The following is a 16,861-nucleotide window of genomic DNA, read 5'->3' as shown; positions in this document are numbered from 1 at the left end:
TTTTTTAGTGTTTTTTCTGCGTTGCTAGCCAGCATAGAATCGAGCCTAAACACACCATAAATGCGCCATACCAGAAAGAAAGGCCTAATGGCGTACTGAGTAAAATTGCCGAGAAAAAGGCAGATAAAACTGGAATAAAATAGGATGCACCTGCCAATAACGTCACATTGCCATGCAAAATCCCAACATTCCAAGCGGCATAACCAAAGCCCATCGCTGCTGCCGCAAAAAATAGTGAAATTGAAGAAGGCCAATCAAAATCAAAACTACCGCCCCCCATCAATGCATATTTAATCCATAGCACCACCGAGACGAGGATAAAAAATAGGGTGATGCCATTGGTTCCCTGCGCAATTCTCGCTGTGAGCGTGCAGTAGGCAGCCCACAATAATGTTCCAATAAAGGCAAGCCCATAACTGAATGGGTTGTGCTGGATGTTTTGCAGCATCCCTGCCAAATCCAAGCCCTGCTCTCCACCGAGCACCCAACAGATCCCCAATATTGAAATGATAAAGCCAGGAATAATCAGGACATTGGCTTTTTGCTGATTAAAAACAATGGCCGCCACCATGGTAAAGGTCGGCCATAAATAATTGACCATTCCCACTTCAATCGCCTGTCGATTATTATGGCTATAGCCAATCGAAAGCGATAAACAAATTTCATAAGCAACAAATAAAATGCTGCCCCAGATCAAATAGGCTTTGGGAAAGCTTTTGAGGCTGGTCCAACCAACCGAGAAAAACAGGAAAATTGAGGCCAGTGTATAAATCAGTGCTGCACCGCCCACTGCGCCAAAATGACTACTGACATCCTTAATTAAGGCAACGATCAAACTCCAGAGTAAGATCGCGACCAATCCAATCAGTGTTGCTTTTTTTGCGTTCATTTTTATACAAATAGAATATTGAGGCCAAAGCAAAATCTATCGATGCGATTCGGAATCTTGCTCTGGACAATTTTAAAATGATCAGTGAATTCACCGAGTTTTGATTACTGCTGCTGTTGTTCCTGCTGCCAACGACGTTGCTGCAAACGTTCGCCTTCGACCTCACGTTTATTTAAGGCTCGTTCGTACAGTTTGGTACCGCGTAATTCTGGAGGCAAATAGTCCTGTAACACGAAATGTTCAGGATAGTTGTGCGGATACAGATAATCCACCCCATAGCCTTGCTGCTTCATCAACTTGGTTGGCGCATTGCGTAAGTGCAAAGGCACAGGCAGGTTTGCGGTTTTTTCTGCCAACTCTAAGGCTTTGTTAATCGCGAGATAGGTGCTATTACTTTTCGGGCTAGTGGCCAGATACACGGCACATTGGCCTAGAATAATACGCGCTTCAGGCATCCCCACCGCTTGGACTGAACGGAAACACTCCCCCGCCAATAACAAGGCATTTGGATTGGAATTGCCGATATCTTCCGATGCCGCAATCAACATACGACGTGCAATAAAGACTGGATCTTCGCCACCTTTTAGCATGCGTGCCATCCAGTACAGGGTTGCATCTGGATCACTGCCGCGAATCGATTTGATAAATGCCGAAACCAGATCGTAATGCTGCTCACCCGATTTGTCGTAACGCGCAATATTTTGCTGCGCAACTTTAACGACGATGGCATTGGTTACGAGATTTTCAACATCAGGTTCAAAAGTACTGGCAATCAAATCAATCAGATTGAGTGCCTTACGTGCATCACCTGCCGCAAATTGAATCAGCGCATCATATTCTTCAATCTGGATAAAACGTTCTTTTAAGAACTTATCCGTTTGAATTGCTTTATTCAGTAGGGTTTGAATCGCTTCAGCACTCAGATTATTCAGGGTATACACCTGACAGCGGGACAACAAGGCACTATTCACTTCAAAGGAAGGATTCTCTGTAGTCGCCCCGATCAAGGTGATTTTGCCTTTCTCAACCGCATTGAGTAATGCATCTTGCTGCGATTTATTGAAGCGATGGATCTCGTCAATAAACACCACAGGGGTCAACAAGTCACCACTTTCCGCAATCACCTCACGGAGCTCTTTCACGCCTGTATTGAGTGCAGATAGGCTGATAAAAGGACGATCCACAGCCTGAGCCAATAACAATGCAATCGTGGTTTTTCCGACCCCTGGAGGCCCCCAGAAGATGATCGAAGGCAAATGCCCTTGATCAATCATCTGACGTAAAGGGGCATTTTCACCCAGCAAATGATCTTGTCCGATAATTTCGGACAAGTCACGAGGACGTAAACGTTCAGGTAAAGGAATATGCGTATCTGACATCATCACTGGCTTTATGATCTTTTACCCTAGTCTATTGTGTCTGGCTCAAATCTACAATTTGAATCTGCACTCACGCGACATTCTATTGCGCGCTGTTGTTCTGAACCAACTGTTGCATCACCCGATAGCTGGCTTTGATCCGCTCTTCATTGGGAAAATTGGTATTGGCTAACATCACGATTCCAATTTTTTGCTGCGGAATAAAGGCCACATAGGCACCAAAACCATTGGTTGCTCCTGTCTTATTAAAGAAGGTCGCAGGCGTGGCAAGCTTTGGTTGTTTAATCGCTGTGATTGCATGACTTTCTAACGCCATTTTGCTCGAGTTACCCTGTAACAGTGTTTCAAGTGATACTGGATAGGCATACTGTTCCCAGCCCAAGCCTTGGGTCATTGCACCCACTTTAAAATAGCCCACATGGGTATTTTCAATCGCTTGGCGAAGCGGTTGTTTGAACTGCTGCGGATTGATTTGCGCATCGAGGAATTTCAGCATATCCGCACTGCTACTTTTCAGCCCATAAGCTTCTGCATCAAACATACCTGGTGAAACACGCATGGCTTGATCGGCTTTGTATCCCCAAGCATATTGCGACATGTGCTGCTCAGGTACCCGAATAAAACTTTGTGTCATGCCTAGTTGTGGCAGTAAGGTTTTTTCAATCAATTCGCTATACGGTTTTTTCATTGCCAAGGCAGTGACATAGCCCATCAAACCAATACTTGGGTTGGAATATTGGCGGGCAGCACCGACTTTGGTTTTTGCTTGCCAAGTCTGAAAATACTTGATCATATCCTGTTGCTGCAGCACCTCATCAGGAAATTGCAGCGGAAAGCCACCTGCATTATAAGTTCCAAGATTCAATATCGTGGCACGATTGACCGCAGTATTTTTCAGTTCAGGGAAATATTTGGCAGGATGATCCGACAAAGACAGTTGCCCTTGTGCCTGTGCATAAGCCGCTAAAGTCGCATTAAAGGTCTTACTGACCGAACCAAGTTCAAATAAAGTACTATTGCTCACTGCTTGCTGGTTTTGCTTTGAAGCAAGCCCATAATTCACGAAATAATGTTGACCATTCAAGGTCACAGCAACAGCCATCCCCGGAATTTTATATTGCGCCAATAAAGGCTTAAATTGCTGGTCAACAATGGTTTGAACTTGTTGCTCGGTCAAATTTCCAGCCCAAAGCGCTGAACTGCAGGACAACAGTCCTGTCAATAAATATAGTTTTTTTAAAGTCATAGAAAAGGCTTTCGGTTGATTCATTATCTGTATCACTTGGAGTTAAAATTCAATTGGTATGCAGTTTAAGTAATTTGGCTCTTGGTCCATCTTCGATCACCCAGATTGAACCATCTTGCGCTTGATGTAGGCCACGAATTCGTTGTTTCATCTCAAGTCGTTGAACTTCTTGGACTGGTTTTGCAGCTAAATCCACCACCACAATAGCTTGAGAGGATAAACCACCAATCAACGCTTTGTGTTGCCACAGAGGAAACTGCTGAGCTGAATAAATGATTAAGCTAGACGGTGAGATCACAGGTGTCCAATCGATTTCAGGGGCTTTAAATTCTGGACGGGTCTCATGATCAGGAATCGGCAAGCCTGAATAATGGTCGCCATTCGAAACTGTTGGATAGCCATAGTTTTCTCCTTTCACAATACGGTTTAATTCATCACCACCTTTAGGGCCCATTTCAACCACCCACAGTTGCCCTTGCTGGTCGAAAGCCATACCCAATGGATTACGATGACCCAGTGACCAAATCTCTGCAGTGACACCGCCCTGCTGATAAAACGGATTATCTTCCGCAGCAGTTCCATCTGCATTTAAACGCAAAACCTTACCTAAATTACTTTTTAAATCCTGTGCAGGATCAAACTTCTGACGCTCACCTGAACTGACCCAAAGTTTGCCATCGGGACCAAACTGCATACGATGACCATAATGGCCTTGCCCTGACACTTTCGGCACTTGTTGCCAGATGGTTTTTAAATCCGTGAGCTTGGGTTGCTTGGGATCAGATAAATCCAGTTTTGCATGTGCAATCTCTGCACTATAGCCACCCTGACCTTTGCTGGCATAACTCAAATATAATTCATGATTTTGCTGAAAATCAGGATGCAAAATGACATCGCCTAAACCACCTTGCCCACCATAACTGACAGTAGGAACGCCAGCAATATTGATACTGCTCTTAGTTTTGGGATCAAATAATTTTAATTGCCCTTTGCGCTCAGTGATCAATAAACGTTGGTCTGGCAAACTTGCAATCGCCCACGGCTCATCAAATTCAGCAACGCTCTCAACCCGATACTTTTGTGCAATGCGCTGACTTGACGCTTGTTGTGCTGTATTTTGTTCTGGGGTTTTAGAGTTGCTTTCATTGGCACCACACGCAGCCAAAAATAAAATGCCACTGTAGAGCCAAGGTGTCATCAACAGTTTGTTCATGGCTTATCTCCCTCGTTTATTCTTCATCTTAGGGAACATCGCCAATAAAAATACTGCAAAAGTGTTGTTTTTATGATCATCATGTCTTATTGATTTGCTAGCCGCGATTACCGTATCCAACGCACAATATAATCTTCAATTTGTTCTTCATCGATTTCAGTTTCTGAAATACAACGCCCTGCAGCAGATTTCTTTGCCTTGATCACACTTTGACGTGAACCTGTATTGAGGTAATGCCATGAAGGTAAATTCTTACCTTCACTTAATCGACGGTAGGCACAGCTCGGTGGTAACCAAGAAATTGTGCTGAGTCGTTCAGGCGTCAGCTGGATACAATCCGGCACTTGCTGCTGACGGTTGGGATAATCAGAACAGCGTGCGGTTTTACAGTCCAGTAATTTGCATGCCACTTTGGTATAGGCAACCTCTGCGGTTTCTTCATCTTCTAACTTAACCAAACAACATAAACCACAGCCATCACACAATGCCTCCCACTCCGCATTGCTGAGCTGATCAAGCGGATAGTGTTTCCAAAAGTTGGGGCGCAGTTCGACGGACATACAGAGCTTTCAATATTAAAAAAAATGAACTTCTTATTATAGCATTCATCTTTGCTTTGCTGACTTCAACCTCTTTTAATTGATTGAGCACTTCTTTAAGTATTAAACATTTAAACCACATAAACACCACATTTTGTGCAAAAAACACACGTTATAGTGGACACATAACGAAAAATTAGGAGGACACGACATGTTCCGTTGGGCCATTATTTTTGCAGTCATCGCACTCATTGCCAGTTTATTAGGTTTTGGTGGTGTAGCAGGTTTATCCAAAGATTTCGCAGTAATCTTATTGGTTGTTGCCGTCATCTTAGCAATCGTTGGCTTCTTATCCAGAGGCAAAGTCTAGTCGTTTTGACCTACCCAAACATAAAAAGAAGAATCTTGGTATTCTTCTTTTTTCATTTTTGAGCATCGCTAAAACAAGCGTATTTATTATGTTTTTACGATGCCATCCATTTTCCTTTTTATGTTTTAATCAATGCATTCTAAAAATACAGATCAGGATTATAGAATGAGCTTCCCGATTAACACACGTGAAATTGAATATACCGCTCCCGATGGTCAACGCCTCATTGGTTATTTCGCTGCACCAGCAATTGATATGCCTGTTGCAGGTGTGATTGTGGCCCCTGAATGGTGGGGCCGCAATGCATACACAGAACAACGTGCACGTGAACTTGCAGAACATGGTTTTGCCGCTTTAGCCATTGATATGTATGGTGATAAGAAAGTTACAACCAATGTGCCCCAAGCCTCTGAATGGATGAATCAAACTTTTGAGCATGCCGATACCATTGTTGACCGTGCTCAAGCAGGCTTAAATGCTTTAGCAGCTCAAGCAGAAGTGAATGCCGACAAATTGGCAGCGGTTGGTTTCTGCTATGGCGGTAAAGTGGTGCTAGATTTGGCGCGTTCAGGTGCAGATATCAAAGCCGTTGCTACGTTCCATGCGATATTGAGTCCGAAAGCTCCTGCTGAGAAGGGCAAAGTTAAAGCCGAGATTTTAGTCCTGCATGGTGAACTCGACAGCATGGTGACCTTGGATAATGTGGCAAGCTTCCGTCAGGAAATGCATGATGCTGCTGTGGATCATGAGGTGATTATTTTTGAAGATGCCAAGCATGGTTTTAGTAACCCTCTTGCAGATGAGCGCGCCAAGGCCAACAATGTTGACTTAGGCTATAACGCGGAAGCAGAACGTCAAAGTCTTGACGCGATGTATGAGCTGTTAGATAAACATTTAAAGTGATTTGAAAAGACGATCTCTAAAAAAACCATCAACATGGAATTGAGCGAATATATCGTTTGTTTAAATCCTAGAAAATTTCTATTCGTGCAAGGCGACATGGATGTCGCCTTTGCAAAAGCCAATCTTAATCAGCATTTAATAACGAATTTGTTTGTATACATCAACTCCTCTCCCTATTTCCGCTATACTACGCCTCTGCTTTTTACTGTTCTGATTCATGTCTGACTTCTCATTTTCTGATGCACTACTTACATGGTTCGACCAACACGGTCGTCATGACCTACCATGGCAAGTGGCCGATGATCCGTACAAAGTTTGGGTCTCAGAAATCATGCTGCAACAGACGCAAGTCAAAACTGTACTGCAATATTTCGACCGTTTTATTGAACGCTTCCCGAGCGTAGAAACCCTAGGAACAGCCAGTTGGGATGATGTCGCTCCTTATTGGGCAGGCCTCGGCTACTATGCCCGCGCACGCAATCTGCATAAAGCGGCAGGCATCGTCAGTCAACAAGGGAAATTTCCAGAAACACTCGAACAATGGATTGAGCTGCCAGGCATTGGCCGCTCCACCGCTGGTGCGCTCATGTCACTCGGCTTACGTCAGTACGGCGTGATTATGGATGGTAACGTGAAACGTGTACTGGCACGTTTCCTCGCCATCGAAGATGATCTATCCAAGCCACAACATGAACGGGCACTCTGGCAAATTGCGGAAGATCTCTGCCCAGAAGAGCGCAATCATGATTATACCCAAGCAATCATGGATTTAGGGGCAACCGTTTGTACCCCGAAAAAACCGCTGTGCTTATACTGCCCAATGCAGCAGCATTGCCAAGCTTATCAACAAGGCATGGAACAGGAACTCCCTTTCAAAAAGGCTAAGAAACCCGTTCCAGTCAAAACAGCCAATGTGTTACTGATCCAATCTGGAGATGAATGGCTGTGGCAACAACGTGAAGCGCATGGCCTATGGGGAGGATTGTATTGTCTTCCAATCATTGAACAAGCAACCGAATTACAACAGATTGAGCAACACTTCAAACTACAAGCTCAAGTATCATCATTGCAGATTAGCCATAGCTTTACTCACTTTACTTGGTTACTGCATGAAAAACTGTTCCACGTGGAACACGATCAAAAAGAACAGTTGAGTATCGAATTAAATGGCATATGGCTAAGTCCAGAAAATGCGATTGCCAAAGGCATTCCAACAGCCATGAAAAAATTGATTACAGCCAAACAAAAGGCTTAACGCCCAAAACGCTGTATATCAAACGCAAGGAGTTTGTGTGCGTCATTCGATTTCCTATACGGTTCTAGGTATGCTGATGATTTTACTATCAGCATGTGCCACCACCCCAAAGAAACCTACCCCCTTACCCAATGCTCAGGTGAACAAGCTCAAGAGCATGCGTTTAGACAGCCGCCTCCCTGTGCCTGTCAAAGGTGTGAGTCGAAACGAATTACGGGATACTTGGGGCGCGGCACGAAGTCAGGGGCGTAGTCATGAAGGCATCGATATCATGGCAGAGCGTGGTACGAAAGTGTATAGTGCGACCGAAGGCTTAGTTGCTGATTTACGTAATAATAATTTAGGTGGCAAAGTGATCTGGATCATGGGTCCAGCAGGCTCTTGGCACTATTATGCGCATCTGGATGGTCATAAGCGCGGCCTCAATGTTGGCGACTATGTGCGTAAAGGTGATCTGATCGGTTATGTAGGAAATACCGGCAATGCTCGTTATACCTCTCCGCATTTACACTACGGAATTTATTTAAATGGCAAAGGGCGTGGTGCAGTCAATCCATACCCGTATTTACGTTAGGAATCTACAATGTCAGAAGCATTGATTGAACGTCTGGTTGAATTTGCAGAGTCTGGAAATCAGCAAAAAATCGTCATGGGTGGTACCAGCTATCAAGGTTGGATCATGGAAATTACCGAAGATGCTTTGTTAATTAGTACCGGCTTTGCCGATAAATCAGGTAAAGACTTTTGGCTTAAGTTTACTGATTTAAATAACGCAGAACTGTATTATTGGGATACTCGCCCAAATGAATGGGTGGCATTCCAACTTTAAATTATACTGTTCAAATAACAACAAGGAGCATCAAATATGTCGACTCAACGCTGTGGCTGGTGCTCCGATGATCCTCTCTATATTGCCTACCATGATCAGGAATGGGGCAAGCCGCAACATGATGAAACCCATTTGTTTGAGATGCTCTGTCTGGAAGGACAACAAGCAGGACTTTCTTGGATCACAGTACTGAAAAAACGCGAACACTACCGCTCACATTTCTTTCAACATTCCATCGCAGACGTCGCAGCACTCACAGATGATCAACTGGAACTCAAGCTCAGTGATGCAGGTTTAATTCGTCATATCGGTAAGCTGAAAGCCATCCGCGACAATGCAATTGCTTGGCTCAAGCTTAAGGATGAAGTCGAAGATGTCCCTGCTTGGTTATGGAGTTTTGTCGATCATCAAACCGAAAATAATGATGTGGCGAATTACCGCGAAGCACCTGCACAAACTGAACTTAGCCAAAAACTATCCAAAACCCTAAAAAAGCGTGGCTTTAAATTTGTGGGCCCGACCACCTGTTATGCTTTTATGCAAGCGGTTGGTATGGTCAATGATCACGAAAATCATTGCCAATTTAAATAACAAATCATCATCGATTTTCCTTGAATGGGAGTTCCAATGAGCAATAATCAAATTCGCGCTTATGCTGCAATGCAAGCAGGCGAGCAAGTGGTGCCATACCAATTTGATGCGGGAGAATTACAAGCCCATCAAGTTGAAGTCAAAGTTGAATATTGTGGTCTGTGCCACTCCGATCTATCCGTGATTAATAATGAGTGGCAATCATCGGTTTATCCTGCGGTGGCTGGACATGAAATCATTGGTACTATCATTGCATTGGGATCAGAAGCCAAAGGACTACGCGTCGGTCAACGTGTTGGCATTGGCTGGACAGCTGAAACCTGTCAAGCCTGTGATCCATGTATTGGGGGTAATCAGGTCCTATGTACTGGTGAAAAAAAAGCAACCATCATTGGCCATGCAGGCGGTTTTGCCGATAAAGTCCGTGCAGGTTGGCAATGGGTCATTCCCCTTCCAGACGATTTAGATCCTGAAAGTGCTGGCCCGCTACTGTGTGGTGGCATCACGGTATTTGATCCCTTACTGAAACACAAAATCCAAGCCACACATCATGTGGGTGTGATTGGTATTGGCGGTTTAGGTCATATCGCGATTAAATTACTCAAAGCATGGGGCTGTGAAATTACGGCTTTCAGTTCTAATCCAGATAAAACTGAAGAACTCAAAGCCATGGGAGCCGATCACGTGGTCAATAGCCGTGATGCTCAAGCCATCAAAGCACAACGTGGCAAGTTTGATTTATTACTCAGTACGGTCAATGTGACCCTAAACTGGCAAGCCTATCTCAATACTTTGGCGCCCAAAGGTAGTCTACATTTCCTAGGCGTGACTTTGGAACCCATCCCTGTTTCTGTCGGTGCCATCATGGGTGGTGCCAAATCTGTCACCTCATCACCAACGGGCTCACCGTTAGCCCTGCGCCAACTTTTACAATTCGCTGCGCGCAAAAATATCGCACCACAAGTTGAGTTATTTCCAATGTCACAGCTAAATGAGGCGATTGAACGACTGCATTCAGGCCAAGCACGTTATCGCATCGTACTCAAAGCAGACTTCGACTAATTCATACTCTGCCGTACCCAATCCGCCAACTGTTGAATCGCTTGGCGGATTTCTTCTGTTAAAGCATGACCTGCATTTAAACGCAAAAAGTGTTGATAACGGCGGTCTTCACCGAATACTTCCCCTGGTACGATGTTGATCCCTTTACCTTGCGCCAAATAATAGAGCTCCAAACCGGTAATACTATTGGGTAGTTGCATCCATAAAGCATAGCCACCTTGTAACTGACTTAATCCAATTGGAATCCCCTGAAACACGTCGAGAATATAAGCCCGATACTGTTCAACTTGCTGCATCAGTTTAGGTCTTAATTGATCCAAATGTTCTCGATAACCACGACTGTAAATAAAATCGGCTAAACCAAGTTGCAAAGGCGTATTCACCCCCACATTGTTGGCCAATAATTGTGGTCTTAAATATTGCAGCTGTTGACCTAAGCAAAACCAACCGACGCGATAGGCGGTTGATAATGACTTGGAGACCGAGCCACACCAAATCACATAGCCTTCCTGATCCCAATAGCGAATGGGTAAAGGTCGTTCCTTTTGAAAGCTACATTCGCCATAAATATCATCTTCCAAAATAAAACATTGATATTTTTGTGCCAGTTGAGCAATGTGCTGTTTCTGTTCATTGCTGAGACAATAGCCCAAAGGATTCTGAAAATTGGCAGTGAGCAAACACAGTTTGGCATCACCCTGTTGCATAAAAAATTCTAAACGCTCTAGATCAATGCCACGATGATCCGCTGGGATCTCAATAATTTTACGTTTCAGGCTAGCCAGCATTTGCAGCTGACCATTAAAAGTGGGCGTCGGCACTAGAATACTATCCCCCTCTTTGCTGATCTGTTGAATTAGTAGCGATAAGGCAGGCATACAGCCGTTGGTAATAAAAATATCATCGGTCGCAACATAGATACCATCCTCACGCCAATGATCAGATAAGGCTTTACGAAGTTGCTGATGTCCCTGTTTATTACAATATAAAAAATCTTCAGGCTGGCAATGTTTCAAAGCACGTTGTAAAGAACGACGCAATCCATCGACAGGAATCAAATGAGGAGACAGTTGGATTGCTCCCAACGGCGTTAAATGATGCTGAATTGAGGCCGTCTGAATCTGGTTTTGCAGGTCTAAATTTGAAACCTGCCGGGCTTTGGACTCAAAGTTCGGACTGTCTGGTACGGCACTTTGATATTGTCTTGAATTGACAAAATAGCCCGATTTAGCTTTTACATAGATCAGCCCTTTTGCTTCCAGCAATTCATAACATTGCTGTGCCGTACTTAAACTAATACTTTGCTGACGTGCAAATTCCCTTAAAGAACTCAACTTCTGTTGGGGCTGTAACTCATGCTGATAAATCTTGTGAGCCAATTGTTCTGCCAAGCGCTGATAGTGAAAAGTCATATCTGTACTGCTTTTTTATAAATTTCTGTATCTGTATTGGTTTATACAACACCTTTAAGCTATAAAAATCAACAGCCAAAGGATAAGACCATGAAAAATAATATCTTATTTATATTAAGCGCCGTTTTATTTACAGGCTGCAATCTGACTGACCAAGCCACCTACCAGCAACAACAAGTGTGTAAATCGCTTTCTCAGGGCTATCTGCAAATTCAGAACCAACCGACCTATGAGTTATGGAAAATGGAGAAAAGTGAGGCGCCAGAGCAGACTCGTATCATCAAAATGACCTATAAGAAACCCAATGAAAATGGTCTGATGCTCTCAAGCAACTTTCTGCCAACGGTCGAACTTGAATGCAAGTTACAACAGCAACATATTGTTGTTTCAGTGATACAAAAAACTGGACCATCAATTCCAGTGCTGAATGTACAACTGCAAAATGATGCTATTGGCAAACCGAGAAGCCCTGACTTAGTTGCTCAGTCAAAAACTCAATAAATAAACGGACACGTTTCGGCAAGTGCTCTTGTTGATAATAAACAGCATGGATGCTTTGATAAGAATGTTCTATCTGATCTTCAAATAGGGCTTCAAGACGCCCTTCTCGAATGTCCTGCCAGATTTCAAATTCAGAGAGCCGAGCAATACCCTGCCCACGTAAACACAGTTGTCGGACGGTTTCACCACTGGATGCTCTTACTTTAGGTTGTGCTTGAAAATACTCACCCTCAATTTTAATCGGCCAAGTATTGATATAGGTTGGACGGGTAAAACCAATCACATCATGTTCAGGCAATGCTTGAGGCTGTAAAGGCGTGCCCTTGCGTTTTAAATATTCAGGACTGGCAACAATATAGATACGACTTTTACACACCAATTTGGCGTGTAAGCTGGAATCATGTAATTCACCAAAACGAAACGCCACATCGGTTTTATGTTCGAGCAGGTCAATCACCAAATCATTACTATTCAACTCGATTTCAATATTGGGATAACACTGCCGAAACTTATGTACCAATGGCGTAATCACATGCAGAATAAAAGGTGTGGCTGAGTCAATCCGAATTACCCCTGAAGTATCTTGATCTGATTTTTGTAATGCTTCTTCGGCTGCATTCAAATCACTCAAAATTTTACGAGCCTGTTGTAAAAACTGCTGGCCTTCTTGGGTGAGCTTTAATTTTCGCGTGGTTCGTTCTAGTAAAGTTACTTCGAGCTTGGACTCTAAACGGCTAAGCGAGCGACTGAGCCCAGATGCCGTCTGTCCCAGTCGTTCAGCAGCGGCAATAAATGAACCTGTATCGACGATGGTCATAAAAGCAAGCAGTTCTTCTACCGTAGATTTCATTACCACCCTCTCAATTATTGATATTTAGTCAACTGTATTTTGCAAATTCATCTATGTTTTAGCAACAATAATCATCGCAAAATAACAGCCATCCACAAAACAGCTCTTTTGAGCATGAAAAAAGATTAGGTGAAAAATATGCGTATCCCACAATTTGGCTTAGGTACTTTCCGTCTTAAAGATCAAGCAGTCATTGACTCAGTTAAAACCGCCCTGGAAGTGGGTTATCGTGCCATTGATACCGCACAGGTTTATGAAAATGAAGCAGCAGTGGGTCAAGCCATTGCTGAAAGTGGTGTAGCTCGTCAAGACCTGTTCCTCACCACAAAAATCTGGGTCGACAATTTTGCTGAAGACAAATTCATTCCCAGCTTAAAAGACAGTCTGCAAAAACTACGTACTGATGCCGTTGATCTCACCTTGATCCACTGGCCAGCTCCAGCACTGGGTGTCTCCATCCCAAGCGTGATGCAATTGTTATTAGAGGCAAAACAACAGGGTTTGACTAAACAAATCGGGATTTCAAACTTTAATATCGCCTTGACCCAACAAGCGATTGATAGCATTGGTGTAGAACACATTGCCACCAACCAGATTGAACTCAGTCCTTATTTGCAGAACCGCACCTTGGTCAATTTTTTACGTGAGCAAAATATTGATGTGACTTCATACATGACTTTGGCTTATGGCAAAGTACTGCAGGATCCAACCTTAGTTGAGATTGCTGCACAACATCAGGCAACGACTGCACAAGTCGCTTTGGCTTGGGCCTTACAAAATGGTTTTGCGGTGATCCCATCATCAACCAAACGTGAAAACCTGATCAGCAACTTAAAAGCACAAGACTTAACTTTAAGTGCAGAGGAAATGCAGCTGATCGCTCAACTTGAACGTAATGGTCGAGAAGTGAGTCCTGAACCATTTGCGCCTGAATGGGACAAATAACATGAGCAGCCGCATCAACCTTCCTTTGCTGGCGCTGGCAATTGGTGCCTTTGCAATTGGCACAACAGAGTTCTCTCCAATGGGTCTGTTGCCCAATATTGCCAATGATCTTGGGGTGTCGATTCCAAGTGCGGGCATGTTGATTACAGGTTATGCACTGGGCGTGATGCTCGGTGCGCCAATCATGACCTTATGGTTTGGTGGCTTTGCCCGTCGTAATGCCCTGATTTTACTGATGGCTATTTTTACCATTGGTAACCTGATCGCAGCCTTTGCACCCAATTACATGAGTTTAATGGGTGCCCGATTAATTACCAGCTTAAACCACGGTGCTTTCTTCGGGATTGGTTCTGTGGTGGCAGCCAGTGTTGTTCCAGCAAATAAACAGGCCAGTGCGGTGGCCACCATGTTTATGGGCCTCACCATCGCCAATATTGGTGGTGTACCACTCGCAACATGGGTGGGACAAAACATTGGTTGGAGAATGTCTTTCCTCGCGATTTCAGCCCTCGGTGTCATCACCATGTTGTCACTTTGGAAGGCCCTTCCTGTCGGCTCTGTTGGACAAAAGCCAAATGTAAAAATGGAGTTAAGTGTTCTTACTCGCCTACCCGTGGTATTGGCATTGCTTACAACTGTGTTTGGTGCCTCAGCGATGTTTACCTTGTACACCTATATCGCACCAAGTCTGGTTGAGTTCACCCATGCCTCTCCGACCTTTATCACCATGATGCTGGTCTTGATCGGAATTGGTTTCTCAATCGGGAACCATTTCGGAGGGAAGTTTGCAGACTTATCGATTGATAAAACCTTGATTGGTTTCTTGGTCTTGTTGATCGCGTTGATGGTCATCTTCCCAATCCTTGCTCAAAGCCAATTGGGTGCAGCCATCGGTTTGGTGATCTGGGGTGCAGCAGCCTTTGCGATCGTTCCGCCATTACAAATGCGCGTGATGTCGGTGGCACATGAAGCCTCGGGCCTTGCTTCTTCCGTGAATATTGGCGCATTTAACTTAGGCAATGCCATTGGAGCTGCAGCAGGCGGTGCCGTCTTAAGCCTTGGCTTAAACTATGCGGCAGTCTCCATGATTGGTGCCGTACTGGCAGCTATTGGTTTAATCTTGGTTTTCATTCAAATGAAATTAGCAAGCAAACCAGAGACGCCATTACAACAATGTCCTCAAGCTTAAGCTCAAATAAAAAAGCCTGATTTAAATCAGGCTTTTTTATTATTTCAATAAATCTGGTAACTTCGGTTGCGCATATAAAGGATTATTCACTTCTTTTTTCATTTTCATCAGCATTTGATAAGGTTGTTGCTGCACAAACATATTCACAAAGCTCAATGGAATTGCCCCTGCTGGATCGGCATAGCCACTGGTCGTCACTTTAACTTTGTTATTTGCCAGTCGCTGGAACGTCCAATCACCCGCGTATTTACTTAACCGTACCACATCAGGCTGCTCAGGGTAATTATTTTGAATGGCATTGTTTTTAATACTGATGCTGCCATCCGCATTTTTAGTCATTTTGCCTTTAATCACCACATCACGGTCTTTTAAAGGAAATGGGAAATCCAAAACCATATACAGGGTGAATTCACCTTTCTTATCATCACGTGACAGCATTTGTGCCTTTCCCACATACGGCACCCATTGCGGTGTTCGTTCTACATCCAGTACTACTGCTACAGCACGTTCTAAAGGCACATCAAATGTGGTTTCAGCTTTATATTGGATAATCGGATTGTTTTCTGTTTGGTACGTCCAAACCTTAATATTGTTCCGATGCAAACTGAGTTTGGCTGTATCTGTTGCTGCAGTCACCGCAAAGCTGCTGAGACTGAGCAACGTGGCAAGAACGATATGTTTTTTATTCATGTCATGCTCAATTGTTGTAATAAGGGCGAGAGCTTGTTTCACTCCTCTCGGAAAGAAAGCTCAACAAGCTCTTTTATAGTACAAAAAAAGAACGTTTTAAACTTCAATCTCGTTAAAGCCTAAAACATCTTTCATATCATATTTACGCGCTTCACGGCCAACCACCCACGCCGCGGCACGGACTGCACCTGAAGCGAAGTTCATACGGTTGGTGGCTTTGTGTGTCACTTCCACACGCTCACCTTCACCAATAAACATCACTGTATGTTCACCGACGATATCGCCACCACGAATGGTTTCAAAACCAATGGTCTGGCGATCACGAGGACCGGTATAACCTTCACGTCCATAAACCGCCACCTCTTTCAAGTTACGACCTAAGGTATCTGCAATCGCCTCACCCATCATAAAGGCAGTACCTGATGGTGCATCCACTTTATGGCGGTGATGCGCTTCAATGATTTCGATATCCACCGTATCGCCAAATACTTTCGCTGCGAGTTCCAGTAATTTGATCGAAACGTTCACCCCAACAGAATAATTGGCAGCGTACACCACAGGTGTCTGTGTTGCTGTTTCATCAAGGAATGCCTTTTGCTCATCTGACATTCCCGTGGTTCCAATCACCATGGCCACACCCGCTTCACGGCATAACTTTAAGTGCTGTTCAGTTGCAACCGGTGCAGTAAAATCAATCAGCACATCACAGTCTTTCAGCACTTCACTCAAACTTCCCACGATCTTGACACCGATGTTGCCAATGCCTGCAAGCTCCCCTGCATCTGCACCCACCAAACTGCTTTCAGGACGCTCAACAGCCGCTGCCAGTTGGTAGCCTGCTTGTTGTACCGCTTGAATCAGAATACGCCCCATGCGTCCGCCTGCACCCAAGATTCCAATGCGTGGAGAAGATGACATAATTTTTCCCAGTCTTTTATTTAAACAATTCAGCTACTATAGCAAAACTCTGTGCTTGCGCTAAAAATTTCCAATAAAAA

The 16,861-nt window shown here is 44.1% G+C and carries 19 protein-coding genes; 10 read left to right on the top strand and 9 right to left on the bottom strand.

What is annotated here, in order from left to right:
* Positions 1–4: 4 nt before the first annotated feature.
* The 5 genes from yddG to WA352_RS20020 all read right to left on the bottom strand — a co-directional run bounded on the left by yddG (position 5) and on the right by WA352_RS20020 (position 5,287).
* Positions 5–889 carry an aromatic amino acid DMT transporter YddG gene (gene yddG / locus WA352_RS20040; RefSeq protein ID WP_005317166.1) on the bottom strand — a complete coding sequence of 295 codons (885 nt, stop codon included), beginning with the start codon at positions 887–889 and terminating at the stop codon, positions 5–7.
* A gap of 104 nt (positions 890–993) precedes the next feature.
* Positions 994–2,268, bottom strand: a complete 1,275-nt coding sequence (locus WA352_RS20035) for a replication-associated recombination protein A (RefSeq protein ID WP_032859417.1) — start codon at positions 2,266–2,268, stop codon at positions 994–996.
* Between the two features lie 82 nt (positions 2,269–2,350).
* Positions 2,351–3,538, bottom strand: a complete 1,188-nt coding sequence (gene ampC / locus WA352_RS20030) for a class C beta-lactamase (protein ID WP_005317155.1) — start codon at positions 3,536–3,538, stop codon at positions 2,351–2,353.
* A 25-nt stretch (positions 3,539–3,563) separates the two neighbouring features.
* Positions 3,564–4,727 carry a PQQ-dependent sugar dehydrogenase gene (locus tag WA352_RS20025; RefSeq protein WP_005317153.1) on the bottom strand — a complete coding sequence of 388 codons (1,164 nt, stop codon included), beginning with the start codon at positions 4,725–4,727 and terminating at the stop codon, positions 3,564–3,566.
* 107 nt (positions 4,728–4,834) lie between these two features.
* On the bottom strand, positions 4,835–5,287 hold the full coding sequence (locus tag WA352_RS20020; RefSeq protein ID WP_005317151.1) for a YcgN family cysteine cluster protein: 453 nt from the start codon (positions 5,285–5,287) through the stop codon (positions 4,835–4,837).
* 190 nt (positions 5,288–5,477) lie between these two features.
* Here WA352_RS20020 and WA352_RS20015 point away from each other — a divergent pair, with 190 nt between their 5' ends.
* The 7 genes from WA352_RS20015 to ahr all read left to right on the top strand — a co-directional run bounded on the left by WA352_RS20015 (position 5,478) and on the right by ahr (position 10,276).
* Positions 5,478–5,636, top strand: a complete 159-nt coding sequence (locus tag WA352_RS20015) for a DUF1328 domain-containing protein (RefSeq protein WP_004656956.1) — start codon at positions 5,478–5,480, stop codon at positions 5,634–5,636.
* Positions 5,637–5,801: 165 nt separating this feature from the next.
* Complete coding sequence (locus WA352_RS20010; protein ID WP_005317150.1) at positions 5,802–6,539, top strand: dienelactone hydrolase family protein; 738 nt, start codon at positions 5,802–5,804, stop codon at positions 6,537–6,539.
* A gap of 217 nt (positions 6,540–6,756) precedes the next feature.
* Entirely contained in the window at positions 6,757–7,794 is a 1,038-nt protein-coding gene (gene mutY / locus WA352_RS20005) for an A/G-specific adenine glycosylase (RefSeq protein WP_005317149.1), read from the top strand.
* Positions 7,795–7,864: 70 nt separating this feature from the next.
* Positions 7,865–8,368 (top strand): M23 family metallopeptidase, encoded by a 504-nt coding sequence (locus WA352_RS20000; protein ID WP_216077127.1) that lies wholly within the window; start codon positions 7,865–7,867, stop codon positions 8,366–8,368.
* A gap of 9 nt (positions 8,369–8,377) precedes the next feature.
* The gene (locus tag WA352_RS19995; protein WP_005317147.1) at positions 8,378–8,623 is read left to right on the top strand and encodes a hypothetical protein; all 246 of its coding nucleotides are present in this window, start codon (positions 8,378–8,380) and stop codon (positions 8,621–8,623) included.
* 36 nt (positions 8,624–8,659) lie between these two features.
* Entirely contained in the window at positions 8,660–9,214 is a 555-nt protein-coding gene (locus tag WA352_RS19990) for a DNA-3-methyladenine glycosylase I (protein ID WP_005317146.1), read from the top strand.
* A gap of 36 nt (positions 9,215–9,250) precedes the next feature.
* Positions 9,251–10,276, top strand: coding sequence for an NADPH-dependent aldehyde reductase Ahr (ahr, locus tag WA352_RS19985; protein WP_005186139.1), 1,026 nt, complete (start codon positions 9,251–9,253; stop codon positions 10,274–10,276).
* On the opposite strand, the gene WA352_RS19980 is transcribed toward ahr, so the two are convergent.
* Positions 10,273–11,688 (bottom strand): aminotransferase-like domain-containing protein, encoded by a 1,416-nt coding sequence (locus WA352_RS19980; RefSeq protein WP_005317145.1) that lies wholly within the window; start codon positions 11,686–11,688, stop codon positions 10,273–10,275. The genes ahr and WA352_RS19980 overlap by 4 nt on opposite strands.
* 90 nt (positions 11,689–11,778) lie before the next feature.
* On the opposite strand from WA352_RS19980, the gene WA352_RS19975 reads away from it, so the two are divergent.
* Positions 11,779–12,189, top strand: a complete 411-nt coding sequence (locus tag WA352_RS19975) for a hypothetical protein (protein WP_005209633.1) — start codon at positions 11,779–11,781, stop codon at positions 12,187–12,189.
* Here the strand turns inward: WA352_RS19975 and WA352_RS19970 are convergent.
* The gene (locus tag WA352_RS19970) at positions 12,137–13,039 is read right to left on the bottom strand and encodes a LysR family transcriptional regulator (protein WP_005317144.1); all 903 of its coding nucleotides are present in this window, start codon (positions 13,037–13,039) and stop codon (positions 12,137–12,139) included. The two genes, WA352_RS19975 and WA352_RS19970, sit on opposite strands and share 53 nt — an antisense overlap.
* Positions 13,040–13,177: 138 nt before the next feature.
* On the opposite strand from WA352_RS19970, the gene dkgB reads away from it, so the two are divergent.
* Both dkgB and WA352_RS19960 read left to right on the top strand, forming a co-directional pair.
* Positions 13,178–13,984: a 2,5-didehydrogluconate reductase DkgB gene (gene dkgB, locus WA352_RS19965; protein WP_005209635.1), complete on the top strand. Its 807-nt coding sequence runs from the start codon at positions 13,178–13,180 to the stop codon at positions 13,982–13,984.
* A gap of 1 nt (position 13,985) precedes the next feature.
* On the top strand, positions 13,986–15,173 hold the full coding sequence (locus WA352_RS19960; protein ID WP_005317132.1) for an MFS transporter: 1,188 nt from the start codon (positions 13,986–13,988) through the stop codon (positions 15,171–15,173).
* 39 nt (positions 15,174–15,212) lie between these two features.
* On the opposite strand, the gene WA352_RS19955 is transcribed toward WA352_RS19960, so the two are convergent.
* Together WA352_RS19955 and dapB are read right to left on the bottom strand one after the other, a co-directional pair.
* Entirely contained in the window at positions 15,213–15,863 is a 651-nt protein-coding gene (locus tag WA352_RS19955; RefSeq protein ID WP_004803420.1) for an START domain-containing protein, read from the bottom strand.
* Positions 15,864–15,959: 96 nt separating this feature from the next.
* Positions 15,960–16,781 carry a 4-hydroxy-tetrahydrodipicolinate reductase gene (dapB, locus tag WA352_RS19950; protein WP_005317127.1) on the bottom strand — a complete coding sequence of 274 codons (822 nt, stop codon included), beginning with the start codon at positions 16,779–16,781 and terminating at the stop codon, positions 15,960–15,962.
* Between the last annotated feature and the right edge of the window lie 80 nt (positions 16,782–16,861).

Origin of the sequence: Acinetobacter sp. 102, from assembly GCF_037028485.1 — a bacterium.
GTDB lineage: Bacteria > Pseudomonadota > Gammaproteobacteria > Pseudomonadales > Moraxellaceae > Acinetobacter > Acinetobacter higginsii.
This window is presented reverse-complemented; position numbering and strand designations above follow the sequence as displayed.